Origin of the sequence: Salipiger pallidus (genome assembly GCF_014643635.1) — a bacterium.
In the GTDB taxonomy this organism is placed as follows: Bacteria; Pseudomonadota; Alphaproteobacteria; order Rhodobacterales; family Rhodobacteraceae; genus Salipiger; species Salipiger pallidus.
In genome coordinates, this window is sequence record NZ_BMJV01000005.1 from 199,468 (window position 1) to 222,140 (window position 22,673).

A 22,673-nucleotide genomic window follows, 5' to 3' on the forward strand; every position below is an offset into this window, starting at 1 on the left:
TTTTCTTTGCCTATTGGCAGGTTGACCTCATCAGGCAGGGCACAGGATCAGCGCGATGCAAAAAAAGGCCGCCGGTAGCCCCGGCGGCCATTCAACGTCTCAGTCAGGCAGGGCGGCTCAGGCCAGCTCGGCCAGCCGCTTTTCAAGCCGCGCAAGCGTGCGGTCCAGCTCGGCCATGTCGGCGGCCTCGAGCTTCGGCCCCGGGCGGCGCACGAAGGGCGACGCGATGGCACCGCGGCGGAACAGCACTTCCTTGCGGAAGGCAAGGCCGAGGCCCGGCTGAGTCTCGAGGCGGATCAGCGGCAGATGCGCGTCGAAGATGTCCTCGACCGCGTCACGCTTGCCGATCTTGCAGCCTTCGACCACCTGCGCCAGCATCTCGGGGAAGGCATAGCCGGTCATCGCACCGTCGGCACCACGCTCCATCTCCTGCGGCAGGAACAGACCGCCGTTGCCTACAAGGATCGACACCCGGCCAGCGCCTGCCTCTTCGGCCGTGCGCAGCGCGCCGAGCTTGGCCAGACCCGGCCAGTCCTCGTGTTTCAGCATGACGATCTGCGGGTTCTCCGCAAAGATCTGCAGCAGGCAATCCACCGAGAACTGCACACCAAGCGCCAGCGGGAAATCCTGAAGCACCACCGGAACATCCGGCCCCAGCGCTTCGCAGACCATGCGGTAGTAGCCGGTCAGCTGCGCATCGGTGCGCAGGTTCGGCGTGGGAGCGACCATGACGCCCGCGGCGCCCCGCTCCATCGCCTGCAGGCTGAGCGAGCGCAGTGCCACGAGGCCCGGCGCAGACACGCCCACGACCACCGGAACACGCCCTGCCACGGTGGCCAGCACGGTGTCGAGGAAGCTGAGCGATTCCTCGGGGGTAAGCTTGGCCGCCTCGCCCATCATGCCCAGCACCGTCAGCCCCGACGCGCCCTTCTCGAGGTAGAACTCGGTGAGGCGCTTCGCGCTTTCGAGGTCCAGCGCGCCGTCCGCCGTGAACGGCGTCGCGGAAATGACGAAAACGCCGCTCGTCTGGTTGTCGATCATTGGTCTTCTCCTTTGCAGCCCCCCCCGGGGCATTCATCACGTATCCGCGCCGCGGGGCAGCCTCAACCTCCCGGCCAATCGGCCACGTAGAAGCGTCGACCGACGCCGACGGAGCACAACTGCCCGTCTTGCAAGCATCTGCCGGGAATCCGGGGTCCGCGTGCCGTGGCGGATCTGGACATGATCATAAGAATATATTTGATATATCACAAGCAATACCAAACGCGCTTAGCGCGCAATTTCCGGAGCCAGGCATGACCCAGAGCGACTTTTCGAGGCTGACGCAGCCCATCACCATCGGCGGCTGCGAGATCCGCAACCGCATCGTCATGACCGGCCATGGCACCGGCATGCCGACCGACGGGACCCCCAACGACCAAATGGTTGCCTATTATGAGGAACGGGCGAAGGGCGAGGTCGGGCTGATCATGCTCGGCACCCAGCAGGTGCATCCGTCGTCGCCGGGCATCACCGGCCTTCTCACTTGCTATGACGACCGCATTATTCCCGGCCTGAAGCGCGTGGCCGACGCGGTGCACAAGCACGGCGGGCGCATCTTCGGCTACCTCGGACACATGGGCATGGCCTCCTCGGCCCGGCCCGTGGCGCTGTGGTCCGCCTCGGCCACCTACGAGCAGAAGTTCGGCGAGGTCGCGCACGAGATGACGCGGGCCGAAATCGCCGAGCTGGTGGCCAGCTTTGCCGCAGCCGCCCGCCGCAACCTCACCGCCGGGATGGACGGGATCGAGGTGCATTGCGGCCATGGCCTGTTGCTCATGCAGTACCTGTCGCCGCACACCAATTTCCGTACCGACGAATATGGCGGCTCGGTCGAGAACCGCACCCGCTTCCCCCGCGAGGTGCTGGCCGCCGTCCGCGCCGAGATAGGCCCCGACGTGCCCCTTGGCATCCGGGTGTCCGGCGACGAGCTGGTGCCCGGCGGCCTCACGGTCGAGGACATGGAAGAGATCTGCACCCTGCTCGTAGAGGCGGGCGATCTTGATTACATCGACGTGAGCGCGGGCACCGATGGCGATCTTGTGTCCAACATGCTGCACGAGCCACCAATGGGCCTGCCGCCCGCGCCCTATGCGTCCGTGGCTGGGCGGATCAAGGCCGCCTGCCCCGGCGTCGCAATCCTGCACGCCACCCGCATTCACACCGCCGCCGAGGCCGAAGCGCTTCTGGCGCGGGGCGATGCGGACATGGCCGGGATGGTGCGACCGCTCATCGCGGACCCGCACCTGCCCGCAAAGGCGCGGCGCGGCGATGCGGACCGAGTGACCCCTTGCGTAGCCTGCGAACAGGCATGCTTTGGCCGCCTCTACCGGGGCCGCCACATATCCTGCGTGGGCAATCCCACCACGGGCCGCGAGCAACGCTGGTACGGTCTGCCGCAGGCCACGCCAAAGCGTGTCACCATCATTGGCGCAGGCCCCTCGGGGATGGAGGCGGCGCGCATTGCCGCCCTGCGCGGCCACACTGTGACACTGCACGATGAGCACGACGTGCTCGGGGGGCGGATGAACGTCGCCCGCCTGCCCTCGTGGCGGTCGGAATGGGGCCGCATGGTGGCCCACAAGGCGTCCGAGATCGATAAACTGGGCGTGATGCTGAAGCTGGCCGCCCGCGCCGATCTGGACACCATCCGCGCCGATGCGCCGGACGTGGTGCTGCTGGCCTGTGGCTCAAAGCCCAACCCACTCAAGATGCCTGGGATCGAGACCGCGCCGGTGGTCATCGTCGACGACGCGGTGAAGGCCCCCGAGATCTGCGGCAAGCGTGTGCTGATCATCGACAACATGAACCGCACCCCCGGCACCGCCTGCGCGCTGCATCTTGCCGAACGCGGCCACGAGGTCAGCATCGCGACGCAAGGCCTGCATGCCGGCCACCAGCTGGTGATCCAGAACCTGACCCTCTTCCACCGCCGCGCCGCCGAGATGGGCGTCAATTGCCTGACCTCCGTGCGCCCGGTGCGCTTCGACGGCGGCAGCGTAACGCTTCACAACGTCTTCAGCCGCAAGGATCTGCCGCCCATAGAGGTCGACACCATCGTCGTCGCCGACCCCGGCCTGCCCCGCAACGAACTGTTCGAACCGCTGGAAACCGCCGGAATCAACGTCCGCGCCATCGGCGATGCTTATGCCCCGCGCGACATCGAGGCGGCGTTTCTCGACGGTTACGAGGCGGCGATCGCGCTCTGACAGGGCGCGATGCGCTATGGAATGCCTAAAGATACATCAATGCGAGCCTTTTGATGCGTCTTCTGATATATCACATCGAATATTCTATTGCGCGCTGGTTTCGGCTCCGCCTAGCTGAAGTGGTTAGAACCAAGGGTCGCCCCGCAAGGGCGCCCGCCATCCCGACAGAGAGCCCGGAGACATCCATGACCCACTTCCGCAAGACCGCGAGCGCCATCGCCATGACCCTCGCGCTGGTCGCGCCTATGGCGCAGGCGCAGGACTTCTCGACCTCGGACCTCGAGGTGAGCCTCGATTTTCCGCAGCCTTGGCCGCTGGAGAACCTCATCGAGGACGGCAAGCTGATCATCGCCACCACCGGCAAGACCGCGGGCGAGACCTTCATCGGCGAGAACGGTGAACTTCAGGGCGCGCGCATCGACCTGTGGACCAAGATGGCCGAGGACCTCGGCCTTGAGCCGGAATTCGTGCGCGTCGACTGGGCGGGCGTGATGCCGGGCCTTGCGGCCAACCGTTTCGATCTTGGCTGCGAAGGCGCAAGCTGGAACAACGACCGCCTGACCTCGAACGACTTCTTCCTGACGCGCCCGGTCAAGGTCGCGATCCACGTCGCGGTGGTGAAGAAGGACAGTGACTATGACAGCCTCGACGATCTCGCGGGCGTCAAGATCGGCGGCGTGAAGGGTGAGATGGAGCTCAAGCACCTTGTGGAGGCCACCGGCCACGCCGAAGAGGACGCGCTTGGCCTGCCCGGCGTGACCGAATCCCGCCTCGCGCTGATGAACGGCCAGATCGACGCCTACGGCACCGGCCTGCACGCGGCCACCGCGCTGCTGGAAAGCGAAGGCGGCGACCAGTTCAAGATCCTCTCCACACCCACCTCGGTCGGTGTCGGCGGTTTCTGCGTCAACGCGCGCGAACCCGACCTGCTCACCGCCGTGAACTTCCTGCTCGCCAAGTATCGCACCGACGGCACCATCCGCGAGCTGAACGACAAGTGGGGCCTGCCCGACACCTCCGACATGCTGTCGGTCGTCGGCTACTGATCCGGCGATCCGGACCCTGACCTGACAAGAGGACGGCCAATGGATTTCGACCTTTCCGTATGGATGACGCGCGGACCCTATATTCTGCGCGGGCTCTACGAAACCCTCGTGCTGTTGGCGGGCGTGCTTGTCATCAGCGCACCACTGGCCGTCCTCACCGGGCTGGCGCTCGAAGCGCGCTCGCGCTGGCTGCGCCTGCCTGCCCTCGGGCTCAGCTGGCTGATCCGCGGTGTGCCGCCGCTGATCATCCTGTTCATCGCCTATTACGTCCTCCCCGTGGTGCTTGATATCCGGATGGACTCGCTGACCGCCGCCGTGGCGGGCTTTGTGCTCTACAACACCTTCATCATGGGCGAAGTGGTCGCCGCCGGGCTTCGGTCCGTGCCAAAGGGCCAGCACGAAGCCATCGCCGCCGCAGGTCTGCCGTGGTTCCGGTCGCTGCGCCGGATCATCCTGCCGCAGGCCATGCCCACGATCATCCCGCCTTACGTCTCCTACTCCATGGACATGGTGAAGGGCACCGCACTGGCGGGCGCCATCGGCGTCACCGAGATGGTGACCCGCGCCAACCAGGCCATCGTCGCCACCAACCGGCCCTTCGAGATCCTGATCGGGGTGGCCATCATCTACGGCATCATCGACGCCTTCCTGATCGCGCTGCAGATGTGGTCGGAACGGCGCTGGGATCACAAGGGGCACCTTTCCGCATGAGCTTTGATCCGACCCTCATTGTCGAGGCCTGGCCGCAGCTGATGCGCGGGCTTGAAACCACCGTCTGGCTGTTCCTTGCGGTAATGATCCTGTGCACCCCGCTGTCGCTGCTGGTGGCGCTGGCGCGACTGTCGCGCCGCCGCTGGCTGTCCCGGGCAGCGGGCACCTATGTCAACGTGATCCGCGCCCTGCCGCTGCTGGTCATCCTGTTCTTCACCTTCTACGGCCTGCCGTCCCTGGGCATCTTCGTGTCGCCCTTCACCGCCGCGCTTGGGGGCATGGTGCTGGTCACCACCGCCTACCTTGCCGAGGATCTGCGCGCCGGGCTCATGGCCGTGCCCCGTGGCCAGTTCGAGGCTGCCGATGCGCTTGGCCTGCCGCAGGCGCGCTTCGTGCGCCGGGTGCTGATTCCGCAGGCACTGCCGATCATGTGCGGCCCCTATTTCACCCGCGCCATCGTCACGGTGAAGGCCACTTCCATCGCCTCACTGGTGGCCGTGTCGGAACTGACCTCGGCCAGCATGGCCAAGGTCACCGAAACCTACCGCGCCATGGAATACCTCGCCTTCGCCGCCGTCGCCTACATCCTGCTCAGCGCGCTCATCGCCGTGGTGCAGGCCGTGGTCCAGCGCCGTGTGCGCTTGCCCTGACATCGGCGATCCCCATGCGCCCCCTCTTCCGAGGTCCCTGATGAAAGATACCGTCATGCATCCCGAGCCTGCCACCGTCGTCGACCACCAATCCAAGCGCATGCTGGAACTGATCGGCCTGCGAAAGAGCTTCGGCGCGAACCAGGTGCTGAAGGGGGTCGACCTGTCGATGAACCAAGGCGAAGTGGTGTCGATCATCGGCGCCTCGGGGTCCGGCAAGTCCACCCTCCTGCGCTGCATCAACTGGCTGGAGACCCCCGACAAGGGATCGACCATCATGGTCGACGGCCGGCAGGTGGGCCATGATGACCCGGCTCGCGCCTCTCGCCGCGACCTCGCCCGCCGGCGCACCGAGATCGGCATGGTGTTCCAGCACTTCAACCTTTTCCCCAACATGACTGCCATCGAGAACGTCATGGAGGCGCCCCTTGCCCACGGTCGCGGCACGAAACCGGAAATCCGCGCGCTGGCCGAGGAACTCCTTGCCCGCGTAGGCCTGTCCGAGCGCATGACCCACCATCCCAGCCAGCTGTCGGGCGGCCAGCAGCAGCGCGTCGCCATCGCCCGTGCACTAGCCATGAAGCCCAAACTGATGCTCTTCGACGAGGTGACCTCGGCGCTCGACCCCGAGCTGGTGGACGAGGTGCTCAAAGTAATGAAAGGGCTGGCAGAGGACGGCATGACCATGCTTTTCGTCACCCACGAGATGGCCTTTGCCGAGGATGTGAGCGACCGTATCATCTTCATGGCCGATGGCGCGATCCTCGAAGAAGGCCCGCCGTCCGAGGTCCTGCGCAAGCCCCGCCATGACCGCACCCGTTCGTTCCTCTCCCGCGCCATGCGCGGCATGTGAGGGCCCAGAATCTCGACACCGCTCCCGCCACTGGAGCCCTCATCCAATTCCGCGCCCTCGAGAAGCCCCTTGGACAGCAATGCGGGCTGCGCGGCATCGACCACACCGTAAAGCGCGGCGAGGTGCTGGCGATCATCCATGAAGAGGGTTCGGGCAAGACCACGCCGCTGCGCTAAGTCAACCTCCTGATCGTTCCCAAAAAGGGCCGCATTCACTGGCGCGGTCAGGAGGTCGCTGGCATCAGCGCGGAGCTGTCCGCCTGACCATGAAAGAACACGAGCTGCGGCCCTACCGCCGAAGTCTCGGAATGCTGTTCCAGCAAATCAACGTCGTCCCGCACATGTCCGCGCTCGGGGCCATCATGGAGACCCCGGTCTCCGCCCAGGGCCGCCCCAGGGCCGAGGTTAAGGCGGAGGCCGAGGCGCTCATGGCCAAGGTCCGTTTGTTGCACCGCGCCTCTGCCCATCCGAACTAGATGGCGGGCGGCGAGCAGCAGTGCGCCGTCATCGCGGGCGCTGGCGATGAAGCCCTAGGCGATGCTCTTCGACGACGAGACGTCGCGCTTCAGGTAGCGCACACAGCCATTCTTTGGCCGCCGCCGTCATCCCGATACGGACACGCGCCGGCAGGACGTCGCCTATGCCGCCGCGACCGGTCCTGTGCCCAGCCGTGGCTGAGGGGTGAACCGTCCACGCTCAGCGAGGAGGCGACGCTCAACTGGAGACGGGGACTTCAAGCGGTCATCGGATCGCTTGACGAGCTGATTTACGCTGCACGTCAGGTACTTAGAGAAGACGGACTGTCCACTGGTAACCCAGATGCACTGCGCACGCAGGGCACTTACAAGGGACGGGGAACTTGCGCCATTTGTCGTCTCATGGGTCAGATGCACTGCGCATCGCCCCATCCTCTGGATTTCAACAGTGCCCTGTTCACCCTGAGAGAACTTTAAGTGTTAGTCGACGCCTCGCCCCCTCGGGTACCGACAATCAGATCAGCCTCATCGAGAGTGGTCGGCTCATGTTGACCGCCGACGCGCGGTTCGCCAAGCCTGCAGGTCCCGTCAGCAAGGTCGACTACTGACAGATGACCGCCTCTATGGTACGTTTCAGGGACGGCCGTCGGTATATCAAAATCACGAAGCCCCGAATTGGGCCACTCAGACCAATATTCGGTTCGTGCGCTTCGAGGTCTGACGACGACATTTGGATATTGCCGCGCGGATCCTAAAGCAGCTTTGGCTGATGCCAGTCTGGGACTGCGCGTGATGGGTGACTGAATCCCGTTTCCGCACATATCTAGTCCAAACGAAAAGAGCCGCACGATTGCTCGTGCGGCTCCAATTGCAAGGCGCATGTCACGTCAGGACGCGGCTTCCTTGTTGACCCCGCCCTTCATGGCGATTTCGGTCATCCGGCGGTCACCTTCATAGGTTTCATCAAGGCATTTCTTGAGAACGGCGGCGTCATTGTCGAGGCCAAGTCGGTTGGCAAACGCAGCGAGCGTGCCGTAGCCCGCGAGTGCATAATGCACCATACGCTGATATTGCGGAATGATCGCGGCATCACGCACGTCAGCGTCGGTAATGTCATTCGACAGACCATGCGCACGCGCCTCCTTCACAAGGCCCTCCATGCCCTTGCAGTGCTCTGCGTTCGGCTTGATGCCATGTTCATTGCACAGCTTCTCGATCTCGGCCAAGCCGTCGGCGATACCGTTGCCGCCATCAATCAGCGCTTCCGATAGAGCCTTGTCCTGGGCTGCGCGACCCAGTTCCGTCACCACGGGCAAGGACTGCGTGTTGGCGCTCCAGATGTCCTGCAGCTGGTCCAGGTAGATGTCCTTGAGCGAATTCATGGCCATTTCGATGTCCTTTGCTTTGCTTCACTCCCCAACCTGAGAACGTCGACTAAGGTTCCTTTGGTCAGTCCGATTTGCACCTGTCGCGGATGCGACACCCGCCTAATGCGCGCAGCGCTCGACAAAGTGGTCCAGCCCGCCGCAGCCCCTGATCGACTAGGTGAGAGGTGCCCTGTCGCAAACCTTGGCGGCGGTCGCACAGGGCGCCTTCTGAGCCAAGGTCAGGCCGCCGTGGAAGGCACGTCTGACCCGCCCAAGATCTACTGGCGGTTCATCACGGCCGACCCTCAATCGCCACCATCATGAAATCGGCTGCTGTCTGAGGCGTGACCTTTTCAAGCTGTTCGTGCCCCGCGAAAAGGGGCCGAACCCAGAGGGGGCACGCGGGACCGGATCCAGTCCGGCACCTGCTCAGGGCCGACCGCAGGCGCGAATGCCCTAAGCGCATCATCGGGTAGCGCCGGGGCGATGCCGCCGCCTAGACGCGCCAGAACGGCAAGTATCCTGTTCTCGTTCACTCGGGCCACTGCTGTGCACAGTGCGATCATCACGCTCGAGCAGTTGCCCCCGTACGGCGCGAGGGACGCGGGAAGGCTGCCTGCCAGCGGGTTAGAAAGGCAATCGATACACCGCTCGGAGATGCCCCCGAACTGCCCAGCAAGCACTGAAAGCCGTCCGCAAGCCAGCGCAACCGCTGCACCGATGGCGGTTCCCCGGATAAAGTCCTCGGGGGCGTCCGGGTGGCCGGCAACGCCGGGGCTCTCGCTGACATCACGCAGGTCCCGCGAGATCACCCCGGCGATCTGTGCAAGCTTGTCCCGAACCGCGCCTTGAATTTGCAGCATGACGCGCAGCGACAGGGGGGCTTGGGCGGAAAACAGGTTCCCAGTTGGCTTCATGGCGTCGCCCCGACTGCGCAGGACCTTGGCCACGCGCGCCACACCCAGCATCTTGCGAAACATGCAGGTGCTCGTGGGAAAGGGTTCGGGCTGGCGGTCCAGCACGTCTTGGGTGAAGGCACCCGCAGCATCTGGCCAGTCGGCTAGATCCCACAGCCCGCGATGGGCGAGGAAAGCCATCGCTGTGCCGCAATAGGTGCCATTGATGAGGTTGCGGCACTCCTAAGCGCAAGCCGCAGCGACGTCCGTCCGATACGTTTCTGTGGGTCAGGCGCGCTGAACGCCACGCCGTTCAGGAATATGTCGGACTACGCGCACGGAGCCCGTGCGAGGCCAACCCTTTGGCACATGCTCCCCGAAAGCTCCTGCGGAGACTTGTCCTCGTAGCCCTCAACGCCGAGGGTCTCTATCCGGCGCATGCCGGGCTCCTTCGCCTCACCCTTGGCCCTAACGCGCACGGTCAGACCGCAGATGATGTTCTGAAGGGCGGTGCGGGATGGCGCCAGCCCGCATGACTGGAGCGCCATGGACACGTGATACATTCGGAATTCGCGCAGGGCACTCACCGCGATTGACTGCTGCTCCGACATGGTCTTGATATGCGCGCCCGCGTTTTGTGGTGCCAAGCCCTTGGAACCTTCGGCGAATGCCAAGGCGCGGTCCCATTGCGCCAACGCGTTGGCTCGTAAAAGCCAGTGCCAACAACCAACAGCAATGTTGCACACCGGGGCTGCGGCTTTCCGTAACGCATCTCCCCTTCCTCGGCTTTCCGCCAGAACCGCCCTCAGTGGCCCGCCATGGCCTTGCCATCGAAGCCGAGAGGGAAGAACGCGAAGGCGGTCAGCGCCGCGAGCCGGTCGAGGGCGTTATGGAGATGCTGCATCTGCATGGCCCAGCTGAGAACGACGTAGACGTGATCCCAGCTATCCCCGCGCCGGTTGCCGATCGCGCTGTGCAGGTGAATGTGCGCGCCGCCGGGCTGCGCGAGGTTGGAGTTAATGTTATCACACCGAGGGGGGCGGGAATATGCGCCGGAGCGACTTCGAGACCCCGACCAGGCGCCCTCGCGATGCGGCTGAAATGTCGATCATAATAAGGCGGTCCCTGGCCCCTTGGTGACCAGTCCAAGGTTCATCCGAAGCACTCCTTGGTGAATACGGCCGGCTGGCCTGCGTTGATGGCGAAGCCAAGGCCCGTCAGGCCCGCCAGCGGCACGGTGCCGCCGATCCTCACCATGTCGGCGGGGGTTGGCGCGGGGTTGGTGATGTGGCCCATGGGTCCCTGCGAGGCAGGCCCCGCACCCTGATGTCATCTGCCTTGCGTAGCCGGCGTGGCGGCGGCGATGATGATGATGATGATGATGATGATGATGATGATGATGATGATGATGATGATGATGATGATGATGATGATGTGGCCTTCACGCGGGAGACGTCTTTGTCAAGGTCCTTGCAGGAAGTCTTGGCCACCACACCGCGATGTTCCTTCGACAGGAGCGCGGCACCTGTCAGGGGAACAATCAGCTCCTTCCTATCCTGACATAGCGTTCGGCATATCTCTGGACATGCCTCGTCACCCGGTCTCATGCAGCACCCTCTACGTGGCTGCCCCTTCAGAAAGGACGTCATGAAGACCTCCTCGACGCTCGCGCTTGGTCTCGGCCTTGCCGCAACCGCCTCTGCGGCAACACGAACTCTTCCCCCCGGTAGGCTGCTCATCGGCACCAGCGGCTTGCCCCCCCCCCGACCATGTACAACGAAATGGCCGATCTCACGGTCATCGAAACCCACCTCTCCACCAAGATCTCCAAGAATCTCAGGTTTCAGTCGGAAATAACGGTTCTGGACTGGTGGGGGCATGCTTACCGCTATGCTGGCGGGCCGGTTCGACATGGTTTCTTCTTCCGTGAGCCGCACCCACAAGCGCGTCGAACCCGCCGATTTCTTCGTCACGCAAGTCTATGTCGCCAACGGCGTCGGCGTGGCCGTACACACAGCAAACACCGACATCACCTCGTAGGATGACATCTGCGGCAAGACGTTCGGCATAATGAAGGGCACCGTGCAGACCGCCAAGGTGGTCGATGCCTATCGCGAGAAGTGCGTCGGCAACCCTGCGGAATTCCCCGGCTGGACCGAGATGCTGCTCGACCTGCGAAACAAGCGGGTCGGCCTGCTGGTGGGCAACTCCATAACGCCCGCTGACCTCATCGAATCCACCGACCGCCCGCTAAAGATGCCAATCGAGTCCCTGTCCGCGTCGGGCAACGCTCTGGTGGTTCAGCCCGAGGCAGAGGCGCTGACCTCCGAGATCGACAGCCTGCTGCCCTCGTAGCGCGATGATGGAGCGCTCAAGGCTCTGACTAAAAAATGGGTCGACACCGCCCTGAACCCCGACAACTGAGCCGGGGCAGCGCCGCCGATTCCCCCCTTGGCAGGAGGCCGCTGGAAACGCCTGGTGCCGGGTTCGCATCCTTGCCGCTTTCCAGTCGCTGAATACGTCAGCTCGGGGGCCTCGGACACTCATGGCGGCAACGAGCCGATACAAGTTGCATCGTTGCGGCATCCTGCACCGCTGACCTCGGCCTATCTCGAGCAAGCGCCGCGGCGGAATAATGGCTGGTGGATGACCTCAATGCTGAGGCCCGCAGCCACTTCGGGCGGGTGGATGCCAACACCCGTGGTACGCTGAAGCATGGCGCGCGGGCGGCCTTCCTCGATCCCTGCCTGCCGAACGTCACGCTCATCATCGGCACTGGGGGGCTGCGGCTGAAACCGCGCGTGAGACCCGCTGTCGAGCTGGCGGATGGCCATGTGATCGAGGCAGCCTCCGAGATCATGCTCGACTGCGGCGCGGTTGCCACCAAGGCACTTCTGCGCAACTGCAGCGGCCCGGAGAATGCACTGCGGTCCAGAGCTGAGGCTGAACGGATGCGCATTGCCGATGCGTCGACCATGCCTCGCATCCCGTCGGCCGCGCTGCATTTTAGCACCATAACGATCGCCGCCTACGCCGGACGGTTCATCGACGCCGACCACTCGCGCATTGCCCGGTGAATGCTCGGCCCGGAGCGACGGATAGCGTCCGAACGTTACGCTCTGCACCTTCGCTATCCTTCGTCAACTTCAGATCCTGAGACCGCACCCATGCGGGTGCTGCAGTCCCACGTCACATCGCGCCAGCCAAATATAATTTGAATTGCAAATCAAATCACTTTTCGTCAGACAGCTACCCATGACAAATCCGCCAGCTTCCTCCCGCGCCCGCTTCGGGCTGCGTTTTTCTCTGCTCGCGCGCCGCTGGCGCCGGGCCATTGATGCACATCTGGCCGAGGCCGGGCTGACCGACGCAACCTGGGTGCCACTCGTACACCTGCAGGAGACCGGAGGCGGCATCACCCAGAAGGCGCTGGCGCTGCTGGTGGGCGTCGACGGGTCCAGCCTCGTGCGGATCATCGACATCCTCGCCCGTGAGGGTCTCGTGGAACGGCGCGCCGAACCATCGGACGGGCGCGCCCGGCTGATCCACCTGACGGAGGCCGGACAGGCCCGCGTCGCGGAGATCCGGGCCGAGCTTGTCCGCGCCGAAACACACATCCTCGCCGACCTGCGCGACGAAGACATCGACGCCATGACCGCCCTGCTGGGCCAGATCGACGCACGGCTCGAAGAGGACGAGGCAGCACGCGATGCCGCAAAGCGAAAGGACCGCAGCCCATGACCGATCTTTCCAAGACACCGCGCCACCTGTCCTCCCGCCGGGAGGCTCTGCGGCATCTCTTCGCCCCCGACCATCTTGCGGCTGGTTTCCGGCTGGGGCCGCAGCCCTATCTGCGCAACTCGCTGCTGGCCGGGTTCCAGGCAGGGATCACGGCGGCCATCGCGCTGCCGCTGGTGCTGCTATCCCCTTGGGCGCACATGGTGGGATTCGCGGCACTTGGCGGCATGGTGGCACTGTTCGGGCGGTTCGACACCACCGCGGGACGGCTGCGGGTCGTGACGCTCGCGGCTCTGACGCAGATCGCAATGGTCATGGTGCTAAGCCTGGTGTCCCTGTCGCCCTCGCCGTGGCTGCACCTCGGCGCACTGACGCTGGCCTGCGGCCTCGCTTACCTTGTGGCAATCTCGGGGCGCTTCGGGCCTCCGGGGGCGCTGATCTTCGTCTTTGCAGGCGGCGCTGCGCTTGTCCCGGCCTCCGGGCTTGGCGACGTCGCCGAGCGCAGCATAGCCACTGCGGTGGTCGCCACGCTTGCCTTCGTGGTCTGCCTTGCCACGGAATGGCTGCGCCAGCGTCCCACGCCTGAACGTCCGCTGCCCGTGGAGCCGCTGCGCCCCATGTCCCACCGCCTGATTGCCTCTGGACGCATCATGGCCGGCTGCGCCGTCGCGCTGGTGGTAAGCCACCTGTGGGGCGCGAGCCACCCGGTCTGGGCGGGCATGGGCGCGCTGCTGGTTTTGCAGGGGCCTTTCCTGCACATCAACATGCACCGGGCGCAGCAACGGATGGCGGGGGCCGTGGTGGGCTCCCTGCTGGCATGGGTGATCCTTGCGCAAGAGCCAGGTCCGATGGTCATCATCGCGCTGATCTTCGTGCTTCAGATGTGCACCGAGCTGGTCATCGGCGCGAACTACTGGCTGGGGCAGATCTTTGTCACGCCCATGGCACTGATCATGAGCTACCTCGCCGCGCCGGGCCTGTCAGGCGCGCAGATGGCCCCTGAACGGGTACTCGATTCGCTTCTGGGCGTGGTGATCGGCATCGCGGCGGCGGTGCTGCTGTCCACCTTAGACGACCGGCACCACCTTGCGGCAGTCAGGACCAAGGGCGCCTGACGCCGCCCGGTTCAGGGATCCAACGGCACGCCGCACCGGATCATCGATGCCGGACTTCAGGTTCCGCTGGCCTGCTGCATGGAAACCGGGGCACACATATGGATGCAAAGAGCCAAAGAGCCAAAGAGCCAAAGAGCCAAAGAGCCAAAGAGCCAAAGAGCCAAAGAGCCAAAGAGCCAAAGAGCCAAAGAGCCAAAGGCGACCAACTCCGCACCTCCCCGTCAATGAAAAAACCCGCCGGGCGATGGCCGCGGCGGGGTTTTCCTTTTCTTGCTGCCCGTCATGGCAGACGGCGCGGCCCCCTTTTCAGGGCAGCAGCTCCGTGCCACCGGGGCAAAGCCCGATCACTCGGCGGCGACAACCTGCTTGAGGTGCTTCATCAGGTTCTCGGGCGAGGATTCGCCATAGGGATCCTCGGGGCAGTTGTCCACCAGGCCCGGCTCTTCGAACCATGCCTCGATCACGCCATTGTTGACGATGGCCGCATACCGCCAGGAGCGGACGCCGAAGCCGAGGTTTTCCTTGGAGACCAGCATGCCCATCTTGCGGGTGAATTCACCCGAGCCGTCCGGGATCACCTTCACGTTCTTGATGCCTTGAGCTTTGGCCCATTGGTTCATCACGAAGCTGTCGTTGACCGACAGGCAGTAGATCTCGTCGATACCCTGCGCCTTGAAGTCCTCGAAGCCCTTCTCGAAGCCCGGCAGCTGGTAGGTCGAGCAGGTCGGGGTGAACGCACCCGGGAGCGAGAACAGGATCACGCGCTTGCCGGCGAAGAAATCATCGGTGGTCTTGTCTTCCCAGCGGAAGGGGTTCGGGCCTTCGATGCTCTCGTCGCGGACGCGGGTGTGGAAGGTGACCTGGGGGAGTTTCACGTTGGTTTTCATAACTCTAGCTCCTGTCGAAAACACTGTCTTGTGCCAGCCGGGAACTGGCTCCTCCTCCCGTGTGCCCGAGGCGGGTGGGCCACCCCGGACGGGGCGGTTTTGAGTTCTCATGCCCGAAATGTCGAGTCCCGGATTCAGGAAATGGCGCGGGAAATTGCCGCATCGCGGCGCGCTGCCCGAAGCACGTGCCTCGCCGCCGCCACTGCCTGCAAAGGTCGCAGCGTGAAGACGCCCGGGGCATCTCTGGGCCTCTAGGTGTCAGCCAGAGAGCCCCTCGCGCAGGACGTCCAGCACCACGTCACGGGGCACGTCGCGGGTGACGAACGCCTGCCCGATCCCCCGTGCCATGATGAAGCCGATGGCGCCGTCGACGACCTTCTTGTCCTGGCCCATGAGCTCGAACAAACCTTCGGCATCCGGCAGATCGCCGGGGATGTCCGCAAGATCTGTCTTCATGCCCATGCGAGACAGGTGGGCGCGCAGGCGGGACGGGTCTTCCTGCGGGCAAAGGCCCAGCCGCGACGACACCTCAAAGGCCAGCGTGCAGCCGATGGCCACCCCCTCCCCGTGCAGCAGCCGGTCGGAATAGCCCGTGGCCGCCTCGAGCGCATGGCAGAACGTGTGCCCGAGGTTGAGCAGCGCGCGGTCGCCCTGCTCGGTCTCGTCGCGCACCACGATGTCAGCCTTCATCTCGACGGAACGGGTGACGGCATAGGTTAGAGCCTCGCGGTCGCGCCCGGTGATGGCGTCGGCATTGGCCTCGAGCCAGTCAAAGAATGCTGCGTCCCCCAGCAGGCCGTATTTCACCACCTCGCCGTAGCCGGCAAGGAAATCGCGCTGCGTGAGTGTGCCCAGAACGGCAATGTCGGCCAGCACCAGAGACGGCTGGTGGAACGCCCCGATAAGGTTCTTGCCCGCCGGAGAGTTGATCCCCGTCTTGCCGCCCACCGAGCTATCGACCTGCGCCAGAAGCGAGGTCGGCACTTGGACAAAGCGCACGCCGCGCCGCAGGATCGCGGCGGCGAAGCCCACGAGATCCCCGATCACGCCGCCACCCAAGGCCACGACCACATCGCGCCGTTCGACCTTTTGCGCCAGGAGCCATTCGGTCACCCGCTCAAGCTGGGCCCAGCACTTGGTGGATTCGCCCGCCGGAAGGGTCAGCGCCTCCGAGGAGACGCCCTCTGCCTCGAGCGCGCCCTGCAGCGTGGCAAGGTGATGCGAGGCTACGGTGGCATCGGTGACGATCGCCACGCGCTTGCGGTGCAGCAGCGGCGCGATCTCGGCCCCGGCCTGCGCCAGCAGCCCTGCGCCGATGCGCACGTCGTAGGCACGGTCCCCGAGGGCCACGTGAACGGTTCCGGTCATGCCAGTCATCCCTCTTTCAATACGTCGTCGCGGGCCTTGAGCGCCTCAATCACCCGCTGCGCCATGCCCTCGACGGTCTTGCCCTGCTCGGACGGCACGGCGATGTCCGCCAGCGCATAGACCGGCACCCGGGCTTCATAGATCTCGCGCAGGGTTTCCTTGGGGTTGTCGGTGCGCAGCAGGGGTCGGGTGTCCTTGTGGCGCACTCGGTTCCACAGCACGTTCAGCGGCGCATCAAGCCACACCGCCACGCCCCGGTCGGTGATCGCCGTGCGGTTGGCCTCTTGCATATAGGCCCCGCCTCCGGTGGACAGCACCGACGGCGTGCCGTCGAGCAGCCGGGAAATCACCTGGGCTTCCTTGCGGCGAAAGAACGCCTCTCCGTCGCGTTCGAAGATCTCGGCAATGCTGCGAGCTGCGGCGATCTCGATCTCGGCGTCCGAATCGCGGAAGGGAACATTCAGCGCCTGCGCGAGCGCCTTGCCCACCGCCGTCTTGCCGGCCCCCATCATTCCGACGAGAACCACGGTCTTTTTCAGCTTGAGTGCCTGCACGCTGTTATCCTGCACCCTTGTATCTCGGCCATCCATCGCCAATTTTCACTTTGAGGCCGTGAATGACGTGAGTTTGTCGAAAAGGCTAGGTATAAGTTCGGAAAAAGGCACGAGGCAGGACGACAAAACGCATGGGAACACTACTGAAATGGCTGTTCATCCTTCTGGTCATCGGCGGGATCGCGCTCGTGGGCTATGCCTACGTTGGCCCGTTCTTCGGGGCTGACTTCTCGCCGCCCCAGACCGAGATTCGTCAGCCCGTGGAGCTCGATGCGAACTAGGACCCGCCTTCTTGCCGGAGCCGCGCTTGGCCTCGGGATCGCTGCGGCGACCGGGGCAATGGCTCAGGAGCGCCCGGCGCGCAGCGATCCGGATCGTCCCATGTCGGTGATCGACTGGCTGGACGAACAGGCCTCGGGCGCGGGGCAGACCGCTGTTCCCCCGCAGGGACAGGGCAGCGCGCCTGCAAACCGCCCGGGCGGCCGCGTTGGTGCGCCCGGTCCCTACCCGGTCCTGCCTTTCCCGCGCCTTGATGAGCCGCCCGTCGCCTCATCCGGCACCAGCCCGGCGGTCGAGGTCCTGACCCTTGGCGACCAGCTGCCCGACGCGGTCGGACTGCTGCCCATGTCCGTCACCGGCCTGCCGCGCAACCTTTGGCGCGGCAGTGAGGCCGCCGACCTCGTGCCGCTCATCGGCGCTGTCGAACCTGCGGTACCGGCCCTGTCGGCGCTGCTCTTCACGTTGCTTCTGGCCGAAGCCGACGCACCACACGGCTCCGGAGAGCGCAGCGATTTCCTTGCCGCGCGGCTGGACCGGCTGCTGGAGGAAGGGGCCATCGACCCCGGCCTTGCGCTGGCCGAACGGGCCAACGGGTCGATGAACCCGGAGATCTTCGCGCGCTGGTTCGACCTTGCGCTTCTGGCGGGCTCGGCGGAACCGGCCTGCGAGACGCTGGATGATCGCCCTTCCCTTGCCGACGACATGGCCACCCGCGTGTACTGTGATGCACGCATGGGAAACTGGGATCACGCCGCCACGGTGATGGGCACTGCCAACGCCCTTGGCCAGCTCTCCGACCGTGATGCGGAACTGCTGACCCGCTTCCTTGATCCCGATCTCGTGGAAGGTGCGGCGCCCGTGGTGCCGCCAGCCCAGCCGACGCCCCTGCAATTCCGCCTCTTCGAAGCGGTGGGCGAAGCGTTGCCCACCCAGCCCCTGCCGCGCGAATTCGCGGCCGCCGATCTGAGCGGCAACAGCGGCTGGCGGGCGCAGATCATCGCTGCAGAACGGCTGGCGGCGCGCGGTGCCGTGTCGGCCAACCGCCTGCTGGGCATATATACCGACCGCAGGCCTGCCGCGTCGGGCGGCATCTGGGACCGGGTGGCAGCGGTGCAGGCTCTGGAATCGGCGCTGGCCACGAATCGCCCCGACCGCGTCGGCCCGGCCCTTGTGCGGGCATGGCCGCAGATGCGCAGCGCTGGCCTGCTGGTTCCGTTCTCTGAACTTTTCGGAGAAGCGCTGGCCGATATGCCTCTTGAAGGACGGGCCGCCGGCATCGCACGCAACGCCGCCTTGCTCGGCACCGATTACGAACTTGCCGCGAAGGAAATCGCCGCCACTGGCGTGCTGCCTGAACGGCTCGAAGTGGCGACCGGGCTGGCACGCGGAGAGGCCCCGCAAGATCCGCCCGACGATGCCATGACCGCCGCCGTCTCGGCCGCGTGGAGCGATCCTACCCCGCCCCCGGCGCTGGCGCGGATGCTCCAGCAGGGCCGCCTTGGCGAGGCGGTGCTGCGGGCCATGGCTCTGTTCGACACTGGGGCCGAGGGCAACTACGATCAGGTCACCGACGCGCTGGCGGTGCTGCGCTCCGTGGGCCTCGAGGACACGGCGCGGCGCGCGGCGCTTCAGCTGCTTCTCCTCGACGCCGAAGGCGCCCTGCGATGAGCGCCGCCAACTGGATCGGTGCTTTCCTCGAGGCGCAAGTTGCCGAACGCGGGGCGTCTGGCAATACCGTGGCCGCCTATACCCGTGACCTGACCGATTTCACCTCATGGCTGGCCGAGGACGGGATGGCGCTCGACACCGCGCAGCGCGGAGACGTCGAACGCTACCTGATCCATTGCGAGGCCATCGGGCTGGCCAAGGCCACCCGCGCCCGGCGGCTGTCGGCGATCAAGCAGGTCTACCGCTTTGCCTTCGAGGAAGGCCTGCGCGAGGACAACCCCGCGATCCAGGTCACCGGCCCGGGCAAGACCAAACGCCTGCCCAAGACCCTGTCCGTGGCCGAGGTCGACAGGCTTCTGGTCGCCGCCGAGAACCACGGCCGCACCGAGGACGACCGCCGCCGCAACGGCTGCCTGCTGCAGCTGCTTTATGCCACGGGCATGCGGGTGAGCGAGCTGGTGACCCTGCCGGTGTCTGCCGCAAGGGGCGATCCACGCATGTTGCTGATCCGCGGCAAGGGCGGCAAGGAACGCATGGTGCCCCTGTCGCCCCCCGCCCGCGAGGCCCTGTCGGCTTGGCTACTTCGGCGCGATGCGGCGCAGGAGGCAGCGCAGATACGCACTCCTACACGGTCCCCCTCGACGCATCTCTTTCCGTCGCGCGGCAAGGCCGGACACCTCACCCGCCATGCCTTTTACGTCCTGATCAAGGACATCGCGGTGGCGGCGGGCGTGTCGCCGGACGGGGTGACCCCGCACACCCTGCGCCACGCCTTCGCCACCCACCTGCTCGAGAACGGTGCCGACCTGCGGGCGATCCAGACCTTCCTCGGCCACGCGGATGTCGCCACCACCGAGATCTACACCCACGTGCTCGAGGCGCGGCTGCGCGAGCTGGTGCTTGACCACCACCCGCTCGCCCGGGACTGACACGCGCCCCCAGCCGTGATGGCCGGCGTCCCACACGGAACGTTGCAAGAGTTTTGCGAAACTCTTGACCTGCCTTCGGCACCGCACAGCATTCCCGGAGGGCGGCCTTGAACCCGCCCCTCGCCCTCCCCATAACCACTTAAACCCACGCGCAAAGACGCCACAGGAAGACACGATGGACCCCAGCACCGCCGCCACCGCGACAGACGCCGCCCTCTACATCACCGGGGGCGCGATCCTCGTGCTGATCCTCATGTCTGCCTTCTTCTCGGGCTCGGAAACCGCGCTGACCGCTGCCTCGCGCGGCAAGCTGCGTGCCAGCCAGGACCGAGGATCAAAGGGCGCCAAGACTGCGCTCGACATCACCGAGGACAGCGAGCGGCTGATCGGCTCAGTCCTCTTGGGCAACAACCTCGTCAATATCCTTGCCACCTCGCTGGCAACCTCGCTCTTCACCACGCTCTTCGGCGACAGCGGCGTGGCGCTGGCAACGCTCATCATGACCCTTCTGGTGCTGATCTTCGCGGAGGTGCTGCCGAAGACCTACGCCATCACCAACCCCGAGGCCGCCGCCTCGCGGGTGTCGGGCGCGATTCGCGTCATCATCCTCGTGTTTTCGCCCATCGTGGGCGCGATCCGTGCCATCGTGCGGGTCATCCTGCGGCTTTTCGGTGTGCGCACCGACCCTGACAGCCAGATCCTTGCGGTTCGCGAAGAGATCGCCGGCGCGCTGCACCTCGGGCATTCCGAGGGCGTGGTGGAGAAGGAAGACCGCGACCGCATCCTCGGCGCCCTCGACCTTGCAGAGCGCACCATCGAGGAGATCATGCTGCACCGGTCCAACATCGAGATGATCGATGCCGACCAGAGCCCCCGCGAGATCCTCAAGCAGTGCCTCGAAAGCAACTACACCCGCCTGCCCATCTTCCGCGGCGAGCAGGAAAACATCATCGGCGTGGCCCATGCCAAGGACCTCATGCGCGCCATGTACGACACCATCGACCAGGCCGGGGACCGCGCTGCCGAAGCGCTCGAGGAATTCCGCATCACCGACGTGATGATGAAGCCCTACTTCGTCCCTGACACCACCACGCTGGCCGACCAGATGCGGAACTTCCTGCGCAAGCACACCCACTTCGCCCTGGTGGTGGATGAGTATGGCTCGCTAGAGGGGCTCCTGACGCTCGAGGACATCCTCGAAGAGATCGTGGGCGAGATCACCGACGAACACGACCCCGAAGCCGAACACCAGATCAGCGCCGGTGAGGACGGCTGGTATTGGCTCGATGGGTCGATGACGATCCGCGATCTCAACCGGGCCACGGAATGGGCACTGCCGGATGACGAGGCGAACACCATCGCCGGGCTCGTGATCCACGAAGCTCAGACCATCCCCACCGTGGGCCAGCGCTTCAGCTTCCACGGTTTCCGTTTCGAGGTCATGGCCCGCGAGCACAACCGCATCACTCGGCTGCGCGTGCGTCCCCTTGCCCCGCTCGCGGGCTAAGCGGCCGGCGCGCGGTGTCCTGCGCGGCCAAGACCGGATCGATCGGCATCTCGGCACGCAGGACAAAGCCTGACGGCTCGCGCCCCTGAACCAGCGTGCCCCCCACCTGGGCGGCCGCCGCCTCCATCAACCGGCCCCCGAGGGCGGTCGAGGCCAGCGTGTCAGTGCGCGTTTCCAGAATTCGCGCCGCCCCGTTGTCGCTGCATTCGAACCGCATGCGGTTGTCGCCGATCTGTTCCAGCCTGAAGCGGATGATCAGCTCGTCCCCGTCCACCGGGTCGGCATATTTTGACGTGTTCGCGGCGAACTCATTGGCCACCACCCCAAGCGCCGCTGCCACCCGGCTGTCCACCTCGAGCGCGTCCGCCTCGAGCTCGATGCGGATCTCCGCCGCAGCATGGCGCTGAAGCAGATGCGACACCCGGTCGAGAAACTTGTCAATCCGCACATGGTGCATCTTCGAGGTGAGGTTAAGCTCTGCATGCAGCTGCGCGATTGAATCGACCCGCCGCCCGATGGCGTCGAGCGCGTCGCGCGCCTCTTCATTGGACAGGCGCGAGCGATAGAGCCGGATGGTCGAGGCAACGGTCTGCAGCGAATTCTTGACCCGATGGTCGATCTCTTCGCGCAGCACCTCCTTGTTGCGCAGCGCGCGCTGCAGGTCGAGCTGACGCATCACCTGGCGGCTCATTACGGTCAGCAGCTGGGTTTGCTGCTCGGTCAACTTGCGCGGTTTGTTGTCGAGAACACAAAGCGTGCCGATGGGATATCCAGCCCGGGTGACCAGAGGGGCGCCGGCATAGAAGCGCATGGCACCGAGAACGCCGCAGCACAGCGGATTGTCGGCGCTGCGATCATCGGCAAGGGTGTCCTCGATCACCAGCAGCCCGTCGTTCAGGATGGCGTGGGAACAGATCGCCTGGTCAAGCGGCGTCTCGCTCGGCTCAAAGCCGTGACGGGCCCGGAACCACTGACGGTCCTCGTCCACGAGGCTGATCAGGACCACGGGCACGTCCAGCATCACCGCCAGCAGGTCAACCACCTCGTCGAAGTCCGGGTCGCGCGGGGTATCAAGCACCCCGAAGCTGCGCAGTTCCTCCAGTCGGAGGTCTTCGTTCTCAGGCGTCTGCGCCAGCGTCATAACAGTTATCCCAAGACCATGCAGAGCCCGGAACCATAGCCCACATCAACCTGGGGTCAATCCACAACGGCCCTAACGGGAAGCGCCTGCCTGCACAGCTCCAACGGCTGCGCGCCGGCTCGTCCCCCGCGGGCACTCCCGGTCACAGGCCGGCGCCTCGGTGCCCGGCCCCGCGCCAACCGGCACTGGTGGCCGGGAGGGGCCTGCATCCCGCGAACAAAAATCCCACGCCGGAGACAGG

General features: G+C 65.3%; 26 protein-coding genes. 17 read left to right on the plus strand and 9 right to left on the minus strand.

Features of this window, described 5'->3' with window-relative positions:
• Positions 1 to 117: 117 nt before the first annotated feature.
• Positions 118 to 1,041: a dihydrodipicolinate synthase family protein gene (locus IEX41_RS13035; RefSeq protein WP_188790691.1), complete on the minus strand. Its 924-nt coding sequence runs from the start codon at positions 1,039 to 1,041 to the stop codon at positions 118 to 120.
• 254 nt (positions 1,042 to 1,295) lie between these two features.
• On the opposite strand from IEX41_RS13035, the gene IEX41_RS13040 reads away from it, so the two are divergent.
• From IEX41_RS13040 to IEX41_RS13070, 7 genes are all read left to right on the plus strand, one after another.
• Positions 1,296 to 3,248 carry an oxidoreductase gene (locus tag IEX41_RS13040; protein WP_188790692.1) on the plus strand — a complete coding sequence of 651 codons (1,953 nt, stop codon included), beginning with the start codon at positions 1,296 to 1,298 and terminating at the stop codon, positions 3,246 to 3,248.
• Between the two features lie 185 nt (positions 3,249 to 3,433).
• Positions 3,434 to 4,294 (plus strand): substrate-binding periplasmic protein, encoded by an 861-nt coding sequence (locus IEX41_RS13045; RefSeq protein WP_188790693.1) that lies wholly within the window; start codon positions 3,434 to 3,436, stop codon positions 4,292 to 4,294.
• Between the two features lie 39 nt (positions 4,295 to 4,333).
• Positions 4,334 to 5,005: an amino acid ABC transporter permease gene (locus IEX41_RS13050; RefSeq protein WP_188790694.1), complete on the plus strand. Its 672-nt coding sequence runs from the start codon at positions 4,334 to 4,336 to the stop codon at positions 5,003 to 5,005.
• Entirely contained in the window at positions 5,002 to 5,655 is a 654-nt protein-coding gene (locus tag IEX41_RS13055) for an amino acid ABC transporter permease (RefSeq protein ID WP_188790695.1), read from the plus strand. The genes IEX41_RS13050 and IEX41_RS13055 overlap by 4 nt, the downstream gene beginning before the upstream one ends.
• Before the next feature lie 40 nt (positions 5,656 to 5,695).
• Positions 5,696 to 6,508 (plus strand): amino acid ABC transporter ATP-binding protein, encoded by an 813-nt coding sequence (locus tag IEX41_RS13060; protein ID WP_277874178.1) that lies wholly within the window; start codon positions 5,696 to 5,698, stop codon positions 6,506 to 6,508.
• Positions 6,505 to 6,684, plus strand: coding sequence for a hypothetical protein (locus IEX41_RS13065; protein ID WP_188790696.1), 180 nt, complete (start codon positions 6,505 to 6,507; stop codon positions 6,682 to 6,684). The genes IEX41_RS13060 and IEX41_RS13065 overlap by 4 nt, the downstream gene beginning before the upstream one ends.
• 89 nt (positions 6,685 to 6,773) lie before the next feature.
• A complete protein-coding gene (locus IEX41_RS13070) occupies positions 6,774 to 6,983 on the plus strand; it encodes an ATP-binding cassette domain-containing protein (RefSeq protein ID WP_188790697.1) in 210 nt (69 codons plus the stop codon).
• Positions 6,984 to 7,870: 887 nt separating this feature from the next.
• Here IEX41_RS13070 and IEX41_RS13075 read toward each other — a convergent pair.
• The 4 genes from IEX41_RS13075 to IEX41_RS13090 form a co-directional block, all read right to left on the minus strand.
• Positions 7,871 to 8,371, minus strand: a complete 501-nt coding sequence (locus IEX41_RS13075; protein WP_188790698.1) for a ferritin-like domain-containing protein — start codon at positions 8,369 to 8,371, stop codon at positions 7,871 to 7,873.
• 332 nt (positions 8,372 to 8,703) lie between these two features.
• On the minus strand, positions 8,704 to 9,474 hold the full coding sequence (locus tag IEX41_RS13080) for an aromatic amino acid lyase (RefSeq protein ID WP_277874182.1): 771 nt from the start codon (positions 9,472 to 9,474) through the stop codon (positions 8,704 to 8,706).
• A 101-nt stretch (positions 9,475 to 9,575) separates the two neighbouring features.
• The gene (locus tag IEX41_RS13085; RefSeq protein WP_188790700.1) at positions 9,576 to 9,920 is read right to left on the minus strand and encodes a P-loop NTPase family protein; all 345 of its coding nucleotides are present in this window, start codon (positions 9,918 to 9,920) and stop codon (positions 9,576 to 9,578) included.
• Positions 9,921 to 10,398: 478 nt separating this feature from the next.
• Positions 10,399 to 10,542: a hypothetical protein gene (locus IEX41_RS13090; protein ID WP_188790701.1), complete on the minus strand. Its 144-nt coding sequence runs from the start codon at positions 10,540 to 10,542 to the stop codon at positions 10,399 to 10,401.
• Between the two features lie 30 nt (positions 10,543 to 10,572).
• Here IEX41_RS13090 and IEX41_RS13095 point away from each other — a divergent pair, with 30 nt between their 5' ends.
• The 6 genes from IEX41_RS13095 to IEX41_RS13120 all read left to right on the plus strand — a co-directional run bounded on the left by IEX41_RS13095 (position 10,573) and on the right by IEX41_RS13120 (position 14,099).
• Positions 10,573 to 10,806: a hypothetical protein gene (locus tag IEX41_RS13095; RefSeq protein WP_188790702.1), complete on the plus strand. Its 234-nt coding sequence runs from the start codon at positions 10,573 to 10,575 to the stop codon at positions 10,804 to 10,806.
• Between the two features lie 318 nt (positions 10,807 to 11,124).
• The gene (locus IEX41_RS21890) at positions 11,125 to 11,286 is read left to right on the plus strand and encodes a transporter substrate-binding domain-containing protein (protein ID WP_188790703.1); all 162 of its coding nucleotides are present in this window, start codon (positions 11,125 to 11,127) and stop codon (positions 11,284 to 11,286) included.
• A gap of 30 nt (positions 11,287 to 11,316) precedes the next feature.
• The gene (locus tag IEX41_RS21895; RefSeq protein WP_188790704.1) at positions 11,317 to 11,601 is read left to right on the plus strand and encodes a type 2 periplasmic-binding domain-containing protein; all 285 of its coding nucleotides are present in this window, start codon (positions 11,317 to 11,319) and stop codon (positions 11,599 to 11,601) included.
• Between the two features lie 287 nt (positions 11,602 to 11,888).
• A complete protein-coding gene (locus IEX41_RS13110) occupies positions 11,889 to 12,323 on the plus strand; it encodes a hypothetical protein (RefSeq protein ID WP_188790705.1) in 435 nt (144 codons plus the stop codon).
• A 178-nt stretch (positions 12,324 to 12,501) separates the two neighbouring features.
• Positions 12,502 to 12,987, plus strand: coding sequence for a MarR family winged helix-turn-helix transcriptional regulator (locus IEX41_RS13115; protein WP_188790706.1), 486 nt, complete (start codon positions 12,502 to 12,504; stop codon positions 12,985 to 12,987).
• Positions 12,984 to 14,099 carry an FUSC family protein gene (locus tag IEX41_RS13120; RefSeq protein WP_188790707.1) on the plus strand — a complete coding sequence of 372 codons (1,116 nt, stop codon included), beginning with the start codon at positions 12,984 to 12,986 and terminating at the stop codon, positions 14,097 to 14,099. Before IEX41_RS13115 ends, IEX41_RS13120 begins: the two co-directional genes overlap by 4 nt.
• 344 nt (positions 14,100 to 14,443) lie before the next feature.
• On the opposite strand, the gene IEX41_RS13125 is transcribed toward IEX41_RS13120, so the two are convergent.
• The 3 genes from IEX41_RS13125 to IEX41_RS13135 form a co-directional block, all read right to left on the minus strand.
• A complete protein-coding gene (locus IEX41_RS13125) occupies positions 14,444 to 14,986 on the minus strand; it encodes a peroxiredoxin (RefSeq protein WP_188790708.1) in 543 nt (180 codons plus the stop codon).
• Positions 14,987 to 15,244: 258 nt separating this feature from the next.
• Positions 15,245 to 16,354, minus strand: coding sequence for a 3-dehydroquinate synthase (gene aroB / locus IEX41_RS13130; RefSeq protein WP_188790709.1), 1,110 nt, complete (start codon positions 16,352 to 16,354; stop codon positions 15,245 to 15,247).
• Positions 16,355 to 16,359: 5 nt separating this feature from the next.
• Positions 16,360 to 16,944, minus strand: coding sequence for a shikimate kinase (locus IEX41_RS13135; RefSeq protein WP_188790710.1), 585 nt, complete (start codon positions 16,942 to 16,944; stop codon positions 16,360 to 16,362).
• 95 nt (positions 16,945 to 17,039) lie between these two features.
• Here IEX41_RS13135 and IEX41_RS13140 point away from each other — a divergent pair, with 95 nt between their 5' ends.
• The 4 genes from IEX41_RS13140 (at position 17,040) to IEX41_RS13155 (ending at position 21,291) form a co-directional block, all read left to right on the plus strand.
• Positions 17,040 to 17,189 (plus strand): hypothetical protein, encoded by a 150-nt coding sequence (locus IEX41_RS13140; protein ID WP_188790711.1) that lies wholly within the window; start codon positions 17,040 to 17,042, stop codon positions 17,187 to 17,189.
• Positions 17,179 to 18,855, plus strand: coding sequence for a hypothetical protein (locus IEX41_RS13145; protein WP_188790712.1), 1,677 nt, complete (start codon positions 17,179 to 17,181; stop codon positions 18,853 to 18,855). The genes IEX41_RS13140 and IEX41_RS13145 overlap by 11 nt, the downstream gene beginning before the upstream one ends.
• Positions 18,852 to 19,784 (plus strand): site-specific tyrosine recombinase XerD, encoded by a 933-nt coding sequence (locus tag IEX41_RS13150; protein WP_188790713.1) that lies wholly within the window; start codon positions 18,852 to 18,854, stop codon positions 19,782 to 19,784. Before IEX41_RS13145 ends, IEX41_RS13150 begins: the two co-directional genes overlap by 4 nt.
• A gap of 175 nt (positions 19,785 to 19,959) precedes the next feature.
• Positions 19,960 to 21,291, plus strand: a complete 1,332-nt coding sequence (locus tag IEX41_RS13155; protein ID WP_188790714.1) for an HlyC/CorC family transporter — start codon at positions 19,960 to 19,962, stop codon at positions 21,289 to 21,291.
• Here IEX41_RS13155 and IEX41_RS13160 read toward each other — a convergent pair.
• Positions 21,248 to 22,432, minus strand: a complete 1,185-nt coding sequence (locus IEX41_RS13160; protein WP_188790715.1) for a histidine kinase dimerization/phosphoacceptor domain -containing protein — start codon at positions 22,430 to 22,432, stop codon at positions 21,248 to 21,250. The genes IEX41_RS13155 and IEX41_RS13160 overlap by 44 nt on opposite strands.
• Between the last annotated feature and the right edge of the window lie 241 nt (positions 22,433 to 22,673).

What these genes read in the sequence shown, in the direction of transcription:
- IEX41_RS13070 (WP_188790697.1), top strand. Translation starts at nt 6,774, where the DNA reads ATGAAAGAACACGAGCTGCGGCCCTACCGCCGAAGTCTCGGAATGCTG.
- IEX41_RS13075 (WP_188790698.1), bottom strand. Translation starts at nt 8,371, where the DNA reads ATGGCCATGAATTCGCTCAAGGACATCTACCTGGACCAGCTGCAGGAC.
- IEX41_RS13125 (WP_188790708.1), bottom strand. Translation starts at nt 14,986, where the DNA reads ATGAAAACCAACGTGAAACTCCCCCAGGTCACCTTCCACACCCGCGTC.
- IEX41_RS13060 (WP_277874178.1), top strand. Translation starts at nt 5,696, where the DNA reads ATGAAAGATACCGTCATGCATCCCGAGCCTGCCACCGTCGTCGACCAC.
- IEX41_RS13115 (WP_188790706.1), top strand. Translation starts at nt 12,502, where the DNA reads ATGACAAATCCGCCAGCTTCCTCCCGCGCCCGCTTCGGGCTGCGTTTT.
- IEX41_RS13140 (WP_188790711.1), top strand. Translation starts at nt 17,040, where the DNA reads ATGGGAACACTACTGAAATGGCTGTTCATCCTTCTGGTCATCGGCGGG.
- IEX41_RS13095 (WP_188790702.1), top strand. Translation starts at nt 10,573, where the DNA reads ATGTCATCTGCCTTGCGTAGCCGGCGTGGCGGCGGCGATGATGATGAT.
- IEX41_RS21890 (WP_188790703.1), top strand. Translation starts at nt 11,125, where the DNA reads ATGCTTACCGCTATGCTGGCGGGCCGGTTCGACATGGTTTCTTCTTCC.
- IEX41_RS13035 (WP_188790691.1), bottom strand. Translation starts at nt 1,041, where the DNA reads ATGATCGACAACCAGACGAGCGGCGTTTTCGTCATTTCCGCGACGCCG.
- IEX41_RS13120 (WP_188790707.1), top strand. Translation starts at nt 12,984, where the DNA reads ATGACCGATCTTTCCAAGACACCGCGCCACCTGTCCTCCCGCCGGGAG.
- IEX41_RS13055 (WP_188790695.1), top strand. Translation starts at nt 5,002, where the DNA reads ATGAGCTTTGATCCGACCCTCATTGTCGAGGCCTGGCCGCAGCTGATG.
- IEX41_RS13135 (WP_188790710.1), bottom strand. Translation starts at nt 16,944, where the DNA reads ATGGATGGCCGAGATACAAGGGTGCAGGATAACAGCGTGCAGGCACTC.
- IEX41_RS13155 (WP_188790714.1), top strand. Translation starts at nt 19,960, where the DNA reads ATGGACCCCAGCACCGCCGCCACCGCGACAGACGCCGCCCTCTACATC.
- IEX41_RS13090 (WP_188790701.1), bottom strand. Translation starts at nt 10,542, where the DNA reads ATGGGCCACATCACCAACCCCGCGCCAACCCCCGCCGACATGGTGAGG.
- IEX41_RS13150 (WP_188790713.1), top strand. Translation starts at nt 18,852, where the DNA reads ATGAGCGCCGCCAACTGGATCGGTGCTTTCCTCGAGGCGCAAGTTGCC.
- IEX41_RS13050 (WP_188790694.1), top strand. Translation starts at nt 4,334, where the DNA reads ATGGATTTCGACCTTTCCGTATGGATGACGCGCGGACCCTATATTCTG.
- IEX41_RS13040 (WP_188790692.1), top strand. Translation starts at nt 1,296, where the DNA reads ATGACCCAGAGCGACTTTTCGAGGCTGACGCAGCCCATCACCATCGGC.
- IEX41_RS21895 (WP_188790704.1), top strand. Translation starts at nt 11,317, where the DNA reads ATGAAGGGCACCGTGCAGACCGCCAAGGTGGTCGATGCCTATCGCGAG.
- IEX41_RS13145 (WP_188790712.1), top strand. Translation starts at nt 17,179, where the DNA reads ATGCGAACTAGGACCCGCCTTCTTGCCGGAGCCGCGCTTGGCCTCGGG.
- IEX41_RS13045 (WP_188790693.1), top strand. Translation starts at nt 3,434, where the DNA reads ATGACCCACTTCCGCAAGACCGCGAGCGCCATCGCCATGACCCTCGCG.
- IEX41_RS13160 (WP_188790715.1), bottom strand. Translation starts at nt 22,432, where the DNA reads ATGACGCTGGCGCAGACGCCTGAGAACGAAGACCTCCGACTGGAGGAA.
- aroB (WP_188790709.1), bottom strand. Translation starts at nt 16,354, where the DNA reads ATGACCGGAACCGTTCACGTGGCCCTCGGGGACCGTGCCTACGACGTG.